11 protein-coding genes are annotated in these 18,546 nt (G+C 31.4%); 2 read left to right on the top strand and 9 right to left on the bottom strand.

Going from position 1 to position 18,546, the window contains the following annotated elements:
* Both ATE90_RS04530 and ATE90_RS04525 read left to right on the top strand, forming a co-directional pair.
* The gene (locus ATE90_RS04530) at positions 1-1,308 is read left to right on the top strand and encodes a DUF819 family protein (protein ID WP_036786779.1); all 1,308 of its coding nucleotides are present in this window, start codon (positions 1-3) and stop codon (positions 1,306-1,308) included.
* A gap of 39 nt (positions 1,309-1,347) precedes the next feature.
* Entirely contained in the window at positions 1,348-2,055 is a 708-nt protein-coding gene (locus ATE90_RS04525) for a DUF4369 domain-containing protein (RefSeq protein WP_036786781.1), read from the top strand.
* A gap of 1 nt (position 2,056) precedes the next feature.
* Here ATE90_RS04525 and ATE90_RS04520 read toward each other — a convergent pair whose 3' ends face one another.
* From ATE90_RS04520 to ATE90_RS04475, 9 genes are all read right to left on the bottom strand, one after another.
* Positions 2,057-4,171 carry a thioredoxin domain-containing protein gene (locus tag ATE90_RS04520; protein WP_081958173.1) on the bottom strand — a complete coding sequence of 705 codons (2,115 nt, stop codon included), beginning with the start codon at positions 4,169-4,171 and terminating at the stop codon, positions 2,057-2,059.
* 121 nt (positions 4,172-4,292) lie between these two features.
* Positions 4,293-5,603, bottom strand: a complete 1,311-nt coding sequence (locus ATE90_RS04515) for a T9SS type A sorting domain-containing protein (RefSeq protein ID WP_036786783.1) — start codon at positions 5,601-5,603, stop codon at positions 4,293-4,295.
* A gap of 1,228 nt (positions 5,604-6,831) precedes the next feature.
* Complete coding sequence (locus tag ATE90_RS04505; RefSeq protein ID WP_036786787.1) at positions 6,832-7,764, bottom strand: glycoside hydrolase family 17 protein; 933 nt, start codon at positions 7,762-7,764, stop codon at positions 6,832-6,834.
* A gap of 24 nt (positions 7,765-7,788) precedes the next feature.
* On the bottom strand, positions 7,789-9,300 hold the full coding sequence (locus tag ATE90_RS04500; protein WP_036786789.1) for an MFS transporter: 1,512 nt from the start codon (positions 9,298-9,300) through the stop codon (positions 7,789-7,791).
* Positions 9,301-9,330: 30 nt separating this feature from the next.
* On the bottom strand, positions 9,331-10,785 hold the full coding sequence (locus tag ATE90_RS04495) for a glycoside hydrolase family 30 protein (protein WP_235317744.1): 1,455 nt from the start codon (positions 10,783-10,785) through the stop codon (positions 9,331-9,333).
* 52 nt (positions 10,786-10,837) lie between these two features.
* Positions 10,838-12,121, bottom strand: coding sequence for a glycosyl hydrolase family 17 protein (locus tag ATE90_RS04490; protein ID WP_052107555.1), 1,284 nt, complete (start codon positions 12,119-12,121; stop codon positions 10,838-10,840).
* A 46-nt stretch (positions 12,122-12,167) separates the two neighbouring features.
* Positions 12,168-13,901: a glycoside hydrolase family 3 protein gene (locus ATE90_RS04485; RefSeq protein ID WP_036786792.1), complete on the bottom strand. Its 1,734-nt coding sequence runs from the start codon at positions 13,899-13,901 to the stop codon at positions 12,168-12,170.
* A gap of 74 nt (positions 13,902-13,975) precedes the next feature.
* The gene (locus ATE90_RS04480; RefSeq protein ID WP_101450929.1) at positions 13,976-17,431 is read right to left on the bottom strand and encodes a hypothetical protein; all 3,456 of its coding nucleotides are present in this window, start codon (positions 17,429-17,431) and stop codon (positions 13,976-13,978) included.
* Positions 17,432-17,691: 260 nt separating this feature from the next.
* Positions 17,692-18,528 (bottom strand): glycoside hydrolase family 16 protein, encoded by an 837-nt coding sequence (locus ATE90_RS04475; protein WP_052107556.1) that lies wholly within the window; start codon positions 18,526-18,528, stop codon positions 17,692-17,694.
* Positions 18,529-18,546 lie beyond the last annotated feature (18 nt).

The raw sequence follows: 18,546 nt of genomic DNA, 5'->3' as shown, positions 1-18,546 counted from the left end.
ATGACTGAACCAATTTTTACAAATGATGCCATTGTTTTTGGTATTTTAATGATTTCTTTAGGATTTGTTTTTTACACAGAAAACATAAAAGCTGGTTTTTGGCAAAAATTTTATAAAATTGTACCAGGGTTATTTATGGCTTATTTTATCCCTGCTTTGTTTACAACCTTTGGTGTTATATCTCCAGAATGGGAAACCACAAATACTATGGGAGAAACCGTTGGTGCCAGCTCACAATTGTATTACGTATCGAGTCGTTTTCTGCTACCTGCAGCTTTGGTTTTAATGACGTTGAGTATCGATTTAAAAGCTATTTTCAACCTAGGTTCTAAAGCATTAATTATGTTTTTTACAGGAACTGTTGGTATTATAATTGGTGGACCTTTGGCTATATTATTAATTTCAATTTTCTCGCCAGAAACTGTTGGAGGAGCCGATTTCGATGCAGTTTGGAGAGGACTCTCTACACTTGCAGGAAGTTGGATTGGTGGTGGAGCAAACCAAACAGCAATGCTAGAAATCTACCAATACAATCCTGCAAAATATGGTGGAATGGTAATTGTAGATATTGTTGTTGCAAATGTTTGGATGGCCATTTTATTAATAGGAATTGGTAAAAAAGATAAAATAAATAAATGGTTAAAAGCAGATACAACCGCTATTGAAGAATTGAAAGAAAAAGTAATCAGTTTTACACAAAAAGTAAAAAGAAATCCTACTCTTTCAGATTTAATGATCATGTTAGCTATTGCATTTGGAACCGTTGGTTTTGGACATTTTGCCTCTAAATATTTAAGTATCTTTTTCTCTGATTTTGTAGCTTCGATAGAATCCCAAACTTGGCGTAATATTTTCTCTTTCTTAGGTTCCGGTTTTTTCTGGTTAATTAGTGTTTCTACCCTTGTTGCTATTATTTTATCTTTTACCAAAGCAAAAAATTATGAAGGTGCTGGTGCAAGTAAATTAGGTAGTGTTTTAATTTACATTTTGGTAGCCACTATTGGTATGAAAATGGATTTAAATCAAGCTTTTGAAAACCCTGGCTTAATGGTTATTGGATTGGTTTGGATGATAATTCATGCGGGCTTATTAATCCTAGTTGCTAAAATCATCAAAGCTCCTTACTTCCTTTTGGCTGTTGGAAGTCAAGCAAATGTTGGTGGTGCAGCTTCTGCTCCCATTGTTGCACAAGCATTTCATCCATCATTAGCAACTGTAGGTGTTTTGTTAGCCGTTTTTGGCTATGCAATTGGAACTATTGGTGCAATCGCCTGTACTATTTTAATGGAATTAGCTTCAACTTTATAAAAAAAAACAGCATATTTGCACTCCAAAGTCATAATCAAAATGAAAAAAATTACCGCTCTTCTAGTATTATCAATTGTGCTTTTTGCATGTTCTTCTAAAAAGGAAGGAAATATGATTGTACAAGGACAAATTAAAGGCCTTAAAAAAGGAACTTTATATCTTCAGAAAATGAAAGATACTTTATTAGTTTCTGTAGACTCTGTTGCCTTATTAGGAAAAGATACTTTTACATTAACAGACAACGTAGATTCTCCTGTTTTATATTATTTAACATTTGATGGAAATACAACAGACAAAAGAATTTTATTTTTTGGTGAAAAGGGTGTTATTACCATAAATGATCAAGTTAAAGGATTTGGTTATGCTCCAAAAATTACTGGTTCTAAAAATCAAGCAATATTAGATAAATACAATACTGTAAGTAAACGATTTCAAAATCAACGTTTAGAATTTATCAAGAAAGATTTTGACGCAAAAAAAGCAAATGATTTAGATTTGTTAAAAAAGTTAGAAGTTGATTACAAAAGACTCACCAGAAGAAGAGTTTTATACACAACAAACTTTGCACTTACGAATGCTGATTATGAAGCTGCACCATATATTGCTTTAACAGAAATGTATGATGCTAGTCTAAAAATGTTAGATACTGTTAATTACTCTTTATCTCCTAAAGTGAAAAAATCAACATACGGAAAACGTTTTCAAGAGTATTTAGATAACATTAAAGAAGCTGAAAGAAAAGAATAGTTTACTTATCAATGCTTTTTATTGCTTTTTTAAGATCCCTTTGAGGTAATTTACAGGTACCATTTACGCATACATAAATAAAGGTTTTATCTTCATTGAATTTATACGATAACAATGGTAATGTGGTATTCTCTTTCGTGGTTCCAGCGATTAAAATATTTGGATTATAATTATTAATTAAACTAGTATTTACTTCCATTGCATTATCACCGGCAACAACCACTTCATAAAAAGGATTCGTGAAATTGATCATTAAATTTAACCAATTACTATAATTAGCAGGATTCAATTTAACATCACCCTTTAAATTATTTAACATTTGTTCTGACGTTTTTAAATATTTGGAATTTGAAAAATAATGCCCTAATTTAAAAAGACTGTTTGCTATCATTGAGCTTGACGATGGAATTACACCATCGATGATTTCGTATTTTCTAGCAATTAAATTTTCATCTTCTTTAGACGTGAAATAAAACATTTTATTGTTTTCATCAAAAAAATTAACAAACAGAATATCTATTAAATTTTTGGAAATTGTTAACCATTTTTCATCTAACGTAACTTCATATAACGAAATAAACGACTTCATCACTGCTGCATAATCTTCGGAATATGCATTTATGGTGCTTTTACCATTTTTAAAATTTCTATATAAACCTTGATCTTTTCTTAATTGATTCTCTACTAAGAAGTTTGCATTTTTAAGCGCACTCTCTAAATATTCTTTATTTCCAAAAGCTCTATACGCATCCACATATCCTTGAATCATTAAAGCATTCCAAGAGGTAAGCACTTTATCATCTAAATTAGGTTTGCTTCTTTTATTTCTTGCTTTATGTAAAACCTTTTTCCACTTAGAAACTTTTTCATTTAGAACTACTGTTGTAATATTTTGTTCTTTTGCAAACTCAACTTTTGATTTATTTCTAATCAAAACATACTTGCTATTTTCCCAAAGTCCAAAGTCATTTATGTTATAAAATTCTTTAAAAAGAGTAAAATCATCTTGAAGCAATTCTATTAGTTCTTCTTCCGTCCATTCATAAAACGCTCCTTCTTCTTTTTCTCCTGAGCTATTTTTACTGTCTGCATCTAAAGAGGAATAAAAGGCTCCATTATTGCTTGTTAATTCGTTTTCAATGAAATGTAAGGTTTCTTGTACAACATCTTTATAAAGTTTGTTTTTGTCCTTTAAATAGGCTTTAGAGTATAAACTCACTAATTGTGCATTGTCATACAGCATTTTCTCAAAATGAGGAATATGCCATTTTTCATCAATAGCATATCTTGAGAAACCACCACCAATATGATCATAAATACCGCCAAAAGCAATTTTTGCTAATGCATTTTCTAAGTAATTATCGATTGAAGTATCCTTAAATTGATAACTATACCTTGCTAAAAATTCTAATGAATTTGGCATTGGAAATTTTGGTACACCTTTAAATCCACCATAAATAGTGTCCATTTGATTTCTCCATAAGGCCACAGAAGATGTAATCTCTTTTTTAGTAAAACTAGGCGTTTCTTTGTTTAAGGTAATGAGCTGAGATTCTTGAATACCCTTTGTTAAATTCTCTGCAAACTCAATAGCTTTTTGAGGTTCTTCTTTATATAATTTAGAAATACTCTTTAATACTTTAGACCATTGTTCTTTTGTAAAATAGGTTCCTCCATAAATAGGTCTTCCATCTGGAAGTGCAATACAGTTTAGAGGCCAGCCACCGCCGCCTGTCATTAATTGTACCGCATTCATATAAACTTTATCTACATCTGGTCGCTCTTCTCTATCTACTTTTATATTGATAAAATTAGCATTCATAATTTTAGCAATAGAATCATTTTCAAAACTTTCTTCTTCCATTACATGACACCAATGACACGCAGAATATCCTACAGAGATTACAATTAGTTTATTTTCTTTTTTTGCTAATGCTAATGTTTTAGAATTCCAAGCTTTCCAATTAACAGGATTATAGGCATGCTGTAATAAGTATGGACTTGTCTCTTGTATTAAATCGTTACTTTTTTTAGACTCTTTTACCCCTTCCTTTGAACAATTTAAAAAAGTAAATAAAACAAATAGTAAGGCTGTATATTTTTTAAAGAAATTCAATTTATATTCTGTTTTTATAAAATTAAAGATACTAAATTACTCATTAGCTCAAAAATTACAAACAAAAAAAAACGCTCAAAAATAAATTTTGAACGTTTTAAAAAATTTTAAAAGTTAGTTGTTATTGCTTCACAAATTTAGCAGTACCAACTTTATTGTTTACATTATACTTAATTAAGTATATTCCAGAAGCTAAGTTAGAGATATCGATAGACTCACTTGACTTATTGATTTCTAAACTCATTACCTTTTTACCTAATACATTATAAACAGCTGCGTTTTGAATTGCTTCTTTAGCAGAGATATTTAATCTGTTAGATGCTGGATTTGGATACATAGAAAAACCTAATAGTGCATTATTATCTACACCCGCAGTTGATTCTCTGTACAAATAAATATTGTCTAAGTAGGCTAATTTAACTGTATTAGATACAGTAATTAAAAATTCTTTGATATTACCTCTTTTTGCATCACCCAAAGCTACATCAATAGATTTCCATGTCTTAACATCACTTGCTGTTAAAGCTACATTAAATTCTAAAGCGTTAGATTCACCGTCCTCACCACTAGCTTTCTCATGGTTAGATAATTTAGAATTAAATACCTGACCATCTGCAAACTCATCTGCTACGTAGTAATCCATATGAAAATGAGTCATATTTGAAGCGTCTACTGGAGTCCCTAAAGTCTGTCCTAAGAAATTACCCGCTTCCATCATTAATAATTCATTACCCGCAACAGTCGTTGGAGAAGTATCACCGTCATCCCAAGGAACATTGATAAGTCCAACACTAGCATATGCTTCGCTGTATATTGACATAACATCCGCCGCATTTCTTGCTGGTGGAGTTGGAGCTGCTGTTGTAGGAGGTTCAGGACATGCATCACAATTAGGTCCGCCACAATCTATCGCAGTTTCACCATTGTTCATTATACCATCAGTACATGTTTCTGAGGCAGCTCCTGCAGTCATTAAAGAAATATTGTCATAGTAAATTCCATCTGTAAAACCAGCACCAGCCATTAAGAAACCAATCTGAACGTTCGAAAAAGAAGAAGAAGCATTAAAGGTTGCAGTATACATAGTCATTGTTGTTGTAAGATCATAGTCCGCTCTAAATTGGTCAGACCAAACACCAACATTTTGAATTGCTACTGTAATTTTTCTATCTGCTGCTGCACGAGCATAAAAGGTAAAAACATACTCTTTATTTTCTTCAAATTGCAAATTAGCATGAACTAATTGCGTATCCCAAGGATTACCTCCTGCATTAGTTTCACTAACAAAAGCTTCACCAGCTACAACACTTAAGTTATTTCCTACCCAAGGCTCTGTACCATTCTCGAAATCACCGTTAGTTAGTAGATCATAAGTTTGCGAAAACCCAAGTGATGTAATCAAAAAGGCACATAATAATGTAATTTTTTTCATAATTTTAAATTTGTTTTAAATTAAATAATATTAATTGTTAATATCGTACACAATATAGGTAATATTAATGTTGTTTTTAGTAAAATATTATCACAAAAACTATACAAAATAAAAAGCTACACACAATCAACGATAATATTCTGCTGTTCTTTGGGTTTTTGAAACACTCATAGTTATTTAAAATTTGAGGGTATTCCTTTCAAAGGAAATAAAGTATGGGTATTGTTGTGGTTAAATTAGAATTTTTAACCGAAGATTATGATTAATTGATAGAAAAAATAGAACAAAATTTGGATTATTAAAATTAAAAAGTTTTGAATCGTAAAAAAAAGAAAAAACAACGTGTTATATAAATCAACAATTTCTTTGAAGAAACTTTAAATAATTATTAACTCTTAATATTGCTTCTTTATTTTAAATGATTTGATTGAACGACTTGTAATAGAATATAAACTCCGCTTTATGAAGATTTAGTCGATTTAAAATTATTATTACCAATAGCTAATACAAGAAGACCATTCTCTGAATTATAGCATTATATCTTATAGTTTCTGTACTATGATGAATATTATAATTAATATTTCTATAAATCCGTCATTATTAAAATCATTTTTATTCTACTTCCTAAGTTTATATAAGCAGCTACTGAAGGATTACTTCACCATCTTCATGGATTAAAATAATATTTTAATAATTAGTAATTACATATAATACAGCAGCATTAACTTTATATTCTGGAAGAATATCTAGAAATATCTTCAAACTTAAAATTTCCTTTATTCTGATATATTCTTTCACCAACTTAATTACCTCCAAAGAAAATATTTGGTAAACCATCGTTATCTAAAATCACCTATAGCTGGACCAGAGCCCACATATATTTGACCAAAAAGATAATGATTAAAGTACTTAGATTCTTTTATCATATTATTAAAATCAATTCCTGTTTGTTCTAGGGCCAATAATTCAAATCCCCCTACTAAAGTTTTTGGATATATGTCGCGATTTGATTTTTCAAGTGAGAGAATTAAAAAGCAATACAAATAAATGCTTCAAATAAATGAGTTTGAATTTCATAATCAACCGTATTTAATAATACATATATCTAATTCATGAATATATTGTAAATATTAAACCTTTGTATTTCTAACACTTTATAAAGTAAACAAAAAAAGAGTTTCTAAATAAATAGAAACCCTTTGTAGTTTATTAAAAAATTAATTAACCCTTAATACTTTAATTTTTCATGCTTATCCCATAGTCCCCAATACGCTCCAACAACACCTTCTGCTCCTACTTTCCATGATTCATCAAAAGAAGAGAAATAAAACATATCTATATCGTCCTTTGAAGACCAGGCTTGAGCATTAATAAAATACTTCATGGCATTTTCTTCAGATGAATGTGCGCCTCTTAAACTTTCTCCTTTACTTGGCCAACCAGATTCTGTAATAATTACTTTTTTACCATTTGCCGCATGTGCTGCTTGTCCATACATTTGCTGCATGTGGTTTAGAGAATGCTCTATACTACAGCCTTCCCAATATGGGTAGCAATTTGCTAAAATAACATCAGAAACTTCTACTAACTCTGGATGCTTTGAAAATTCATAATACGCATCCACATACCCAACTGGTATACCCGGTAATGCTTCTTTTACTCTTTTTATGTAGCCTAATAATTGCTCTAATGATAAATCATTTCTGTATAAAACTTCGTTACCAACTGCCGCTATATCTACACATCCTTCTTTTGCAAGTTGAATAAGTCCTTCTATTTCAGACTCATTCATTTCTAAATCGTCACTTAACCATGCACCAACCATGTTTTTCAAACCGTGCTTATGCGCCATTCTAGGTATATGCTCATTACCTTCTATACAAGAAAAAGAACGAACCCATTTTGTATAAGGTTTTATAATTTTAATTCTTCGTTCTACTTGCTCGATCGTAATAACATCTCCAGGTTTCTGTTGATCTTCATACATGCTAAAACAAAGACCGTGCATACCATTTTCTAAGGTATCGTGCCAAAGTTTTTTCAAATCCTCTTCTGAAGAATATTCATTAAAATCTACTCCTTCATGAGATTTAAAATCCTTTTCTAATTTTATAAAACTTTCTTTACTACTTGCGTAATACTGCTCTTCTCTAAATGACATTTTAATTTATTTTTTTTTATTTATTTACAACTCTCCTCTTCGTTCTACTAACAAATCTTTAATTTCTTTAGCTCTAGCCTCGTTTAAACTATATTTCCACATAATCCATATTGCCAAACCTGCAGTTGATGCCGGAATTACAACATCAGCAATACGCAAACTAGTCATTGTCTCTGCAGTTTGTTGTGCTGCAGCACCATCAAAACCAACCATTTTTAAAACGAGTCCTCCTAAAACTAACGCTAATGCTTGTCCTAATTTTACCATCCACCAGTAAATTGCTCCAAAAGTTCCTTCTTTACGTGGCATACCATTTTCTAATTCATCTAAATCACAAACATCCGCTGTCATAGACATCATTAAAGTAAATAATCCTCCTAAACCAAAAGCCATAAATGGAATTGGCATAAATAGTAAGTAAATATTTTCTGGGTCAAATGCCCACCATTTTAAAACATAACCAACAATAGAAATCGCTGTAGAGTAAATAAAAGCTCTACGTTTACCCCATTTACCGGCCATCCAAGAAACTACTGGTATAACTCCAAACGCTGTAATAACTGCAGTTACTGTAGAAAACCAAGCTGGTAAAGTACCAGCGTCCTCATAACTACCATTATACATATAAAATACGATGATATAAACACTGAAAGCTGCTACCATTTGAAAACCATTAAAGACTAAAAAAGTAGCACCACAAAGCTTTGTAAAAGGTTTATTTTTTGCAACTTGCGCTATACCTCTAAAAAGATCCATTAAATTAGAACCAAGAGATTTAAATGAAATTTCTTTTCTGTTCTCCATGTTTGCAGAATCAATTCCTTTACAGAAAAAAGCAGGTATTATCCCTAAAACGATACATGCTGCACCAACTATTACAGAAAGCTTACGAACACCATTTGCTTGAACCGCTTCTAATGTAGTTTTTGCTGCATCTGCATCACTTAACCCTAAAGAAGCTATTCTACTTATTTCTTCAGCAGATATAGGCAACATATCTGGGTCACTAATTATAACCCAAAACCAAGGAACAATCATCCATGCAATTTGACCTACCGTTTGTGAAAATGCCATTAAATTTGTTCGCTCATTATAGTCAGAAGTCATTTCATACCCTAAACCTACTAATGGAGTTGCAAACATGGTATTCCCAATTAAAAACACCATAGACATGATTAAGAAATACCAAAAATTATAATTCTGCGTGTTCTCTGGATCTAATTGCCATAAGAGCGCAAATAAAACACCACTTAAAATAGCACCCACAAAAATATACGGTCTTCTTCTTCCCCATTTAGATTTTGTATTATCTGTAATAAAACCCATAATTGGGTCCGTAATAGCATCAAATATTCTTGGCAAACCTCCAAGTAATCCTGCTAAAAAAGGATCCATTCCAAAAGCGGTTAATAAGAAGAACATAAAAACTCCCAATGAACCAGGTAATAGATTAAGTACTAAGTGACCTGAGCCAAAGGCAGCTTTCTGTCCGAATGGAACTTTACCTCTTACTGGTGTTGTAGATTTATTTGACATATTTTTACTGATTTTAAGTTAGTTTTATTTTTAATTTGGAATCACAATGGTCTGAATTGCTTGTCCTTTTATGTTAATCTCGATACTCTTATCTTTTAGAGTTAAGTTTATTTTTTTATTTATTTTGCCTTCATTAAAAACAACTACTGCGATTGTTCCGTCAAGGTTTTCTGCTGCAGTTACCATTAATTCTTTATCGGAGTTTTCAAGTCCAATTACCTTTGCCTCTGGTCTTATAAATTTGCTGAAATGTGACAGTGTGTAATAAATTGGCGTGAAATATATTTCATCTTTTTCTGGATCGACAATCACGGGCGCAACGCACCAATTCTTAAACCAGTTTGGCCCTCCTTGCGTATCTAAAACCATATTCCAATCTATCCAACCATCGACATAATTATTTAAACAACCGATAATATCTCTGGCATATCTGTTTACCGGAGAATACTTAGGATGTAAATATTTATCTTTTTCTGGAGCCCAATCCCAACCCCAATCTGTAGCCTCTTTTCTCCAATACCACGCATCATCTTGCCATTGTGGAATTTCTGAATCTACACAAGCTTCTGACTGAATGATATATTTATTCGGTGCTTTATTGTGAGCATATTTTAATTCTTCTGGAAAATAATCATATGTACTTGCATACCAATGAATTGCTGTTCCATCAAAATATTTAGATGTTTCCTCATTTTTATACATGGAATCTACCCATTCATTTAAATGTTCTCTATTTTGATCGTAGCCTAAAATTTTTGCTTTATGGCCATCGGCTTCTAATTTTGGACCTAAATGATTTTGAACAAAATTGGTCATTTCATCAGGTGAAAAGTGCATGCTCTCCCAGTTATTTCCATTTCCTAAAGGCTCGTTTTCCACTGTAAAGCCCCAAATATCAATTCCTTCTACTTTATATGCACTTATATATTTAGAGAAAAACAAGGCCCAAGTATCATAATATTCTGGTAATAACTTACCTCCTACCCATTCCTTATTATCTTTCATCCAAGGTGATGCCGTCCAGGGTGATGACAGAATTTTAAAGCCATCTTTCGATACTTTCATAGCATCTTTAATCATCGGAATTATATCGTCTATATCATCTTGTATTGTAAAATGCTTTAATTCTTTGTCATCTGCAACAGGTGCATAAGAATATTGGCTAATAGAAAAATCACAAGAATTCATATGCGTTCTTGTCAATGAATATTTTGCCCCACTTTCACCAAAATAAGCTTCAATAATAATCTCTCTATTTTCTTTACTTACCTTATTTAATAAGTAAGCAGATGATTCTGTAAATGATCCACCGAAACCTGTGATTGTTTGACGTTTTTGTGCTGGTAGTAATTTTATTTGAATTGCATTTTCTTGAGTCTCGATAGTAGAAAAATCATCCAATTTGGTTAAATTATTTCCGCTTGCCGAGGTTTCGTATACTTCTACTTCCAATTTGTCTTCTTTACTATTGCAGCTTAAAATCATACATGTCAGAAATAAATAAAAAATATATTTTATAGTTCGCATAAGTAGTTAATTATCTGTGGTATTCTGTATTAGGTACTAAAACGTCTTTCATCAAAGCCTCCTTATCTCCTTTAAATGTTTTAATAATTGAATTACCATTTCTTTTTAAATCTTTAAAAATTCCTTTATCTACTAAATCCCAAATTGGATATTTAGCTTCTCCTTTCAAAGTAAATAAACCAAAGTGATTTTCTGAACCTTTTGCATTATGTGCATCTTTCCACTGTTCATCAAAAGCTTCAAAATAGAAACAAGAAATACCTTCTTTATTTGTCCAATCACGAAGATGTTTGTAATATAATCCTTGCTTGTATTCATCTGTTGCTCTCGATCCATTAGCCCCATAATGCCCGCTAGAGACAGTTGCCCATCCCGTTTCGCCAATATGAATTGCCTTTGTAGAATCTATACTTTTCACATAATCCGAAACATCTTTATATTGCGTTTTTGCAAAATTTAATGCACGTAACATCGCCTGGTCTATTTTTTCTTTATCCGATAAACCTTTTTCATGATTTGGAACTTTCCAAAATTCTGGGTTATAATGAGAGTTATGATAAGCGTAGGTATGCATTGAAACATAATCTACTGCCCTAATTATATCTTCTAATTCTTTAACTTTATAGCTTGGATCTCCACCACCCCAGGAAGCAAAATCATCTGAACAAGTAATCCACAGATCTTTAGAAAGTTTTCCTTCTTTCTTTAAATCTTGTAAATGGTTTACCCATTTTAAAATAACATTAGGTCTTACAAAATAACTCGTAGCCCATTTAATCATGGCTTCGTTACCAACAGCAATCACTTTAACAATATCTGGATATTTGTTAGCTAGAGCAACAGCTCTTGCAATTTCTCCTTCATTCTGATCGCTTTCAATTTCGTGATTAGGCACTTTACCTGTCCAAGCATTTAAACAATCTATCCAAGCACCTAACATCACATACATTTCGAAATTTTCATCTTCTTTTTTAAGTTGACTAATTGCTTCTAAAATATTTGATGCGTGTGGTAGTTTTGGTTGCACATTATAAGTTCTAAGTATCCGAATACCCATTGCGTGCATTAACTTTAAATCTTCTTTTAACTCAGAGATTGTTGGCTGTACTTCTCTAGATTTTGCTCTATATCCTCCATAAGAAATTGCTAAATATTCTGGATTTCCTAAAATTTTGGCTGCTGTCATTTCTTTAATTGGTTGCTTTACTTCTTTTGTATTCTCTTTTTTAGAACTACATCCAAATACAATCTGTAATATTAAAAACGTTACTAAAATTTTTAAACTTGATTTCATATTCTTCTGCACTTTTTAAATGATTGTTCTTACTTCTTTTCCTTATTTAATATTTTAAACCATACCCCAAAGGATATAATGGTTGTATAGTTTTATCCCAAAAATTGGGTCCGTACTTTCCTTTGTAATCTTCTTCTGATTTTGGCCAAGAATGCGGCAATTTTCCAGAAAAATTAAAATCTCCAAAAATAATTTCGGCAACTCCATCTCCTTCTGAACCTAATAACCAAGTTGCCATAAATGCGTCAGACGTTTCTATTTGGTCTGTTACAACCAAAGGTCTTCCCGAAACTAATACCACAATTGTTTTTATTCCTTTTTCTGAATATGTTTTTATGTAGTTTTGGTGTTCTTCTGTTAAAGTTAATTTTCTTGTATTTGATTCATGCCCAATATCTCCGAAAAATTCTGCGTACGGAGTTTCTCCAACAACGATAATAGCAATATCGGCATCAAAATGATTTTGAGTTGCTTCTTTATCATACACAACATTTCCTTTTGCATGTTTTTTAATTCCTTCTAAAATGGTTGTTGCTCCTTTATAATTTTCTTTGGTTCCTTGCCAGTTAACAGTCCATCCTCCAGATTGCAAACCACTGCTATTTGCATGCTCTCCAACAACTACAATTTTCTTAGTTTCTTTATCTAAAGGCAAGACTTTATTCTTGTTTTTTAAAAGTACTATAGATTCTCTGACTGCCTGTCGTGCAACATTTCTATGTTTTTTAATTCCTATTTTAGAAACTAACGTTGAATCTGGAAATGGGTTTTCAAATAAACCTAATCTAAATTTTTGACGTAAAATTCTTTTCACTGCGTCATCAATTCTAGACATCGCAATTGTATCTGTTTCTACGCCTCTTTTTACTCCTTTTTGAAAATCTTCTAAATCACCATCAACAGCCATAATCATGTCTATTCCAGCATTTATGATATCATTTTTACCAAAACGGGAATACCCTTTCCAATCAGAAACTACAATGCCATCAAAATTCATATCAACTTTTAAAACATCAGTGATTAAGGACTTATGCGCATGCATAGAAATACCAGAAACTGTATTAAATGATGCCATAACTGCACCAACATTTTCCTTAACGGCCATTCTGTAAGGCGCCAATAAACGTTCTTTAATTCCTGCTCGAGATAAAGAAGTATTACCACCTTCTACACCAAAATCCGTTGCACCATCGCCTACGAAATGTTTGGCGGTTGCCATTACCGTTTTTGGGTCTGCTAAATTTCCCTGATGACCTTTAACAGAAGCTCTTGTTAGTTTTTCCGTTAGTTCTGTACTTTCTGAGAATGCTTCGTATACTCTTCCCCACTTTTCATTAAAAGGAATTGCAACGCAAGGTGAAAACACCCAATTAAAACCCGTTGCCTGACTTTCTAAAGCGGTAATTTTCGCAATTTCTTGAACTAAGTTTTCATTTCCTGTTGCTCCTAAACCTATGTTGTGTGGAAAAATAGTTGCTCCTTCAAAAGTATTTTGACCATGAACAGCATCTACAGCAAATAATAAAGGAATACCCAATCTTGTAGAAAGCGCCTTCTTTTGAAGTTTTATAAACCTCTTTTGCCACCCTAAAGCGGTTTTTCCCGGATTTGGGCCTTGCGTATGAATGATTGACCCTATAAATTTTTCAGTAACATCCTTATCAGCAAACTCTTCAAAATGTCTTATTTGTGACATTTGTCCGATTTTCTCTTCTAAAGTCATTAACTCTAAAAGAGCCTCCACTTTTTGTTCTATTTGAGCTTTGCTACTTACTTTCATTTCATTATTGCAACCAATACCTATCAACAAAAAACAACAAATTAGGTATATTATATTGCGGTTTTTCATCAACTTTACTTAATAATTGATACTTTTATGTGGTTAATTTTATTTGATCTATCAAACATTTCCGAGCTTGTGCTTCCATCTAAACTTAAACTATCAAAAAATATATTTGATTCATCGTTAAAAATAACTTCAACGCTGTTGTCGTTAGATAAACTATAAATGATTGGAACTTGACAATACGTAAAACACAGCTGATTTTTATCAATATTTAATTGCTGTTTTTCGCCGTTAATATTTATATACTCAAATACTTTTGGTTCATCTAAAAACTCAGAAGTTTTTAATAACCTTGGTTTAAAAATAATTTTTCCTTTTTCAACAAAAACACCTAACTCGCCAAATCTACTTAGTAAATCTTCTTTTACTTGGCCAGTCATTCCTGGCTGTTGAGCACCTTTTGTTGCTGGAGTATGTGAATATGCATCTGTTGGAAAAGCACCATATAATTCTGGTGATTTATGAACTCCAACCCCCGCATTTATTTCATAATAATGGTCAAATAATTTACCAATAACAACTTCACTTTCACCGGAGTTAACTGCTAATAAACAGTTTTCTTGGACTGCTAATAATAGCTTAGAAACCATGTGCCAATAAATAGAACCCAAACCTTCATAACCAAAGAAAGTTCCTGAACGTCCTGTAAAAGATTTATGATCAAAAATTTCCTCGAAAATATCTAAAACAGCATCCGATTCCTTTATTACTAATTCTTTATAGTCTTCTGGCAAACTTGCTAAAGCTTCTTTTACACTATTCGCATTGTTAAAATTTCCGTTAAAATGATAGTTCCCTAAAACGTCTTTTTCTATTAATTGTTTGTTTCCTGCAGCTACTAATTCTTTTAATAATTTAGAAGTTTCAACTTTTTCTGATGGAATATTATTTTTCTTGGTAAATCTTGGTAAGTTTTTATTTGGATATAAAATATAACTGTATTGGTCCGGTCTAAACAATGCCGAAGCTTTTAATCCATCTAACAAATCTAAAGCTTGCGTTGGAGTTAAGTAACCAGAACTTAAAGCTGCTACTTGACCTTCTAACATTTCCGATAGGTATGAAATAGAAACTTCATCCGTATTTTCTATCGTCATTAAATTATATGCATGATACATATTATCCGAACGTTTGTTTGCTCTAATACTATGCTCTAAATAGTCTTTTGTAACTGTAAAAAAATGTAATAAAGATGCTTTAGTTAGTGCTGATTTTTTAGCCGAAAATCCGTTTTTATAAATAAACTCTCTATATTTACTTGCAGGATTCCCTAATCCATCTAAAACTGTTTTTCTATCTTTATCTGATACTTTACTCTCTAAAATGGTAGTATTTCCGTCTAAGGTTTTTAAAATATCATTAAATAAAACTGATACCTCATCAGAAATTTTAATATTATTTACATCAGAATTTTCTAAAATACCCTCAAAGAAATTAATAAATCTTCTTAAGTAATTTAACGTTACCATAGAAACCCCATTACCAACTAACGCGTTGTTTGCATCATTCCATTCTGGTCTTTGTGTATTTAACCAAATTCCACCTTCAGGAATAAAGTTTGAAACTTTTGCCAAAACCGTAACTAATAACTTTTCAATAAGGTTTACTTTATAAACATTTTTATTTTTATCAGTTAGTAAAGAACCATCAGCACCCATTATCGCTCTTCTCTCATCAATTTCAGCATTTAATTGGTGATCGAAATCAATCGTATCTTTTGGATTCTTTAAAATATCTGAATACGGTTTTATTTTATATGGCACATTAGCATATACAAAAATATCATCATTGAATAATTCTGCAAGTTTAGATGGATAATGTTTCTCTATAAACTCTAAAAATTTAAGTAAATAAATTATTTGGTGATCTCCCCAATAACCTATATAAGACCAAGGATCATTCTCTTCTATCACTTCCCAATCAAAACCACCTTTTGTAACTCTGTAAGGATTGTAACCCTCAAATGTAGTTGCATTCAAAAATTTATGAATCATACTCTCTATAAATTGAGGATATGAATAGGCAAGAACCTCCCAATTTTGAAAAATATCTCTCCAGTTTCCTTCGTAATCTAGAATTTTAGAGCCATCAATTTCACTTTTTGTATTGATAGAAAATTTGTTCCAAGGTCTACTTGGATCTCCATGCCTTCTACTAAATTTTAATGGTAAATATTCTAAGCACAATCTTTTAAAATCTTTGTCTGCATCATTTTCTGCTAAATTTTTAATGAAATTCAATGTGAATTTCTCTGGTAAGCTAGCTAAAAATTCTTTTTTTGCAACAAATAATTGTTTGTTTGCTTTTGATAAATAGGTAATAAAATCTTGTTTTTCAATTGAGTAATTATCATCAAAAATACCACCTCTCATAATATTGAAAAGCGTATTTGAAAAATGTCTTGTATTAATTAATGGATCATTAGAAAGTTGCAAACCATCTGAAGCTGCAGCCAATTTTACTAATTTTTTTGTTCCTACCTCTATGCTAACTTGTAAAAGTTCGTCTAAGCTAGCATTATTTTTAATCATTTCTGAAATATAAGTAACATCAGAAACTGTTTGATTTACATTCACAACTTGCAACCATCTTTTTTCTTGATTGGCAGGTAAGTTGATATTAGCATTTAAGAAGTAAGCACCTTTTTCTGCTTTCATATCCACTTCTTGCTCCAGCTTCATGCCTCTTCTAAAATTGTTTAATTGTAAAGAAGATAATAAGTGTGTAGGGTTTTCTAATCCACGAGACCAAACAACATTTGCTTTTAAAGCTTCACTCGGTTCTGCTTTATCCACGATAATAGCACTTAATGCATAAATACCCAAACCTGAGTCTACTTCAAGTTCACATTTTTTATAGGCATCTACCAAGTTACTTCTAATCCCTTGCAAATCTGAACTTACACCAAAAGGTAAAATATCCTGAAATCCGTCTAGAATAGAAATATCTAAATCTAAATCAGAATTATTTATCAGTGTCGCTTTTCTAACAAAACCAAATTCATCACTAGAATTCCATTGATATTTGAATGTAAGTCCTAAATCTTGATTGATTTCTTCAAAAATTACTTTATTTCCAAATTCATTTTTGTAAAGATTTCTAACTATTGAGTAAATACCTGCTTGTCTTTCCGAAAATGGCTCCCATATAAGTGTTTTACCATTTTTTTGTATTCTAAAAATCGATTTACAACCAGTAGTTTCTGCTAATTCAGTTATTTTATCATCTGTATAATAAGGAAAAATAGCGGATTCAGCATTTTTTCTACCTGCTGTTAAACCTCCATTACTTGAGATAAACATCCAATGATTTGAGTCTGAAATAATACTCATAAAAAAAGGACGCATTTTATGACTATTAGAAATCTTATAATAAGATTCATTTTCATAATTAACTAACTCTCCAGTAATTTCCTTATCACTTTTAGAGGTTAAATTGTCTTCGTAAGAAACAGTTTTACTCATTTATTTTGTCTTGATTATATTTATATTTTATCTTATCTATAGTTTTACTATACTTTATTTAGACTTTAGTTGATTTTTTATTGCGCATAAAAAACTTCCAAATAATGTCATTTCATAAATTTCTGTTAAACTATCTTTTATTGAAGAATTCAGTTAGATATATTGAAGTGAGTCTTAAATAAAAATTTAAAGCGAAAATATTTTTAAAAAATAGAATGATGGTATAATTAATTACCATCATTCTATTCTAAATTGATTTTTTACTGATATACTTTGACGTAATCTACTACCATTTTTTGTGGAAACTCAGTTTCAGCATTTGGTGAACCTACAAAAGACCCCCCGACAGCCATGTTTAGAATAAGATAAAACTGGTTATCATTAAAAACCCATTTAGTTCCTTCTGGTAAATCACTTGGTGTTATTTGGTTATATAAAACGTCATCAATATAATAATTAATGTAGTTTGGGCCCCATTCAATTCCAAAAACATGAAAGTCTGTATCAAATCGGCTGTTTTCTAAAGTATAACTTTTTGTGACTGCTTCGCCGGCTGAATAACCGGGACCATGAATGCTACCATGCGCAATTGTTGGTTCTTGACCAACATACTCCATAATATCAATTTCACCTATTTTCGGCCAAATAACAGTGCCCTCAGCATCATCACCAAGTAGCCAAAAAGCGGGCCACAAGCCTTGGCCCCAAGGCAACTTTATTCTAGCTTCAAAGCGACCATATTTGGTTTCAAATAAACCTCTTGTTAATACTTTTCCTGAAGTATAACCAGAACCCATATAAGATTCTTGCAATGCAGTAATATGTAACATCCCATCTTTCACCTCAACATTTTCTAATCGGTCAGAATAATATTGTAATTCATTATTACCCCAGCCATTATCTCCTGTACCAGTATCATAAGCCCATTTTGCAGAATCTAGAGCCCCATCTACTTCAAAGTTATCTACAAAGACTAATTTCTTCAATGTGGTTACAGTTTGAGTTTCGTTATCTGAACAGCTATAAACCACAAATAATATTGCTGTTATAAAATACTTGCCAAATGACATAATTTTATTTTTATTAATAAAATTCATATTTGTATCTTTTTTATT

The organism is Polaribacter sp. Hel1_33_96, from assembly GCF_002846595.1.
GTDB lineage: Bacteria > Bacteroidota > Bacteroidia > Flavobacteriales > Flavobacteriaceae > Polaribacter.
This window is presented reverse-complemented; position numbering and strand designations above follow the sequence as displayed.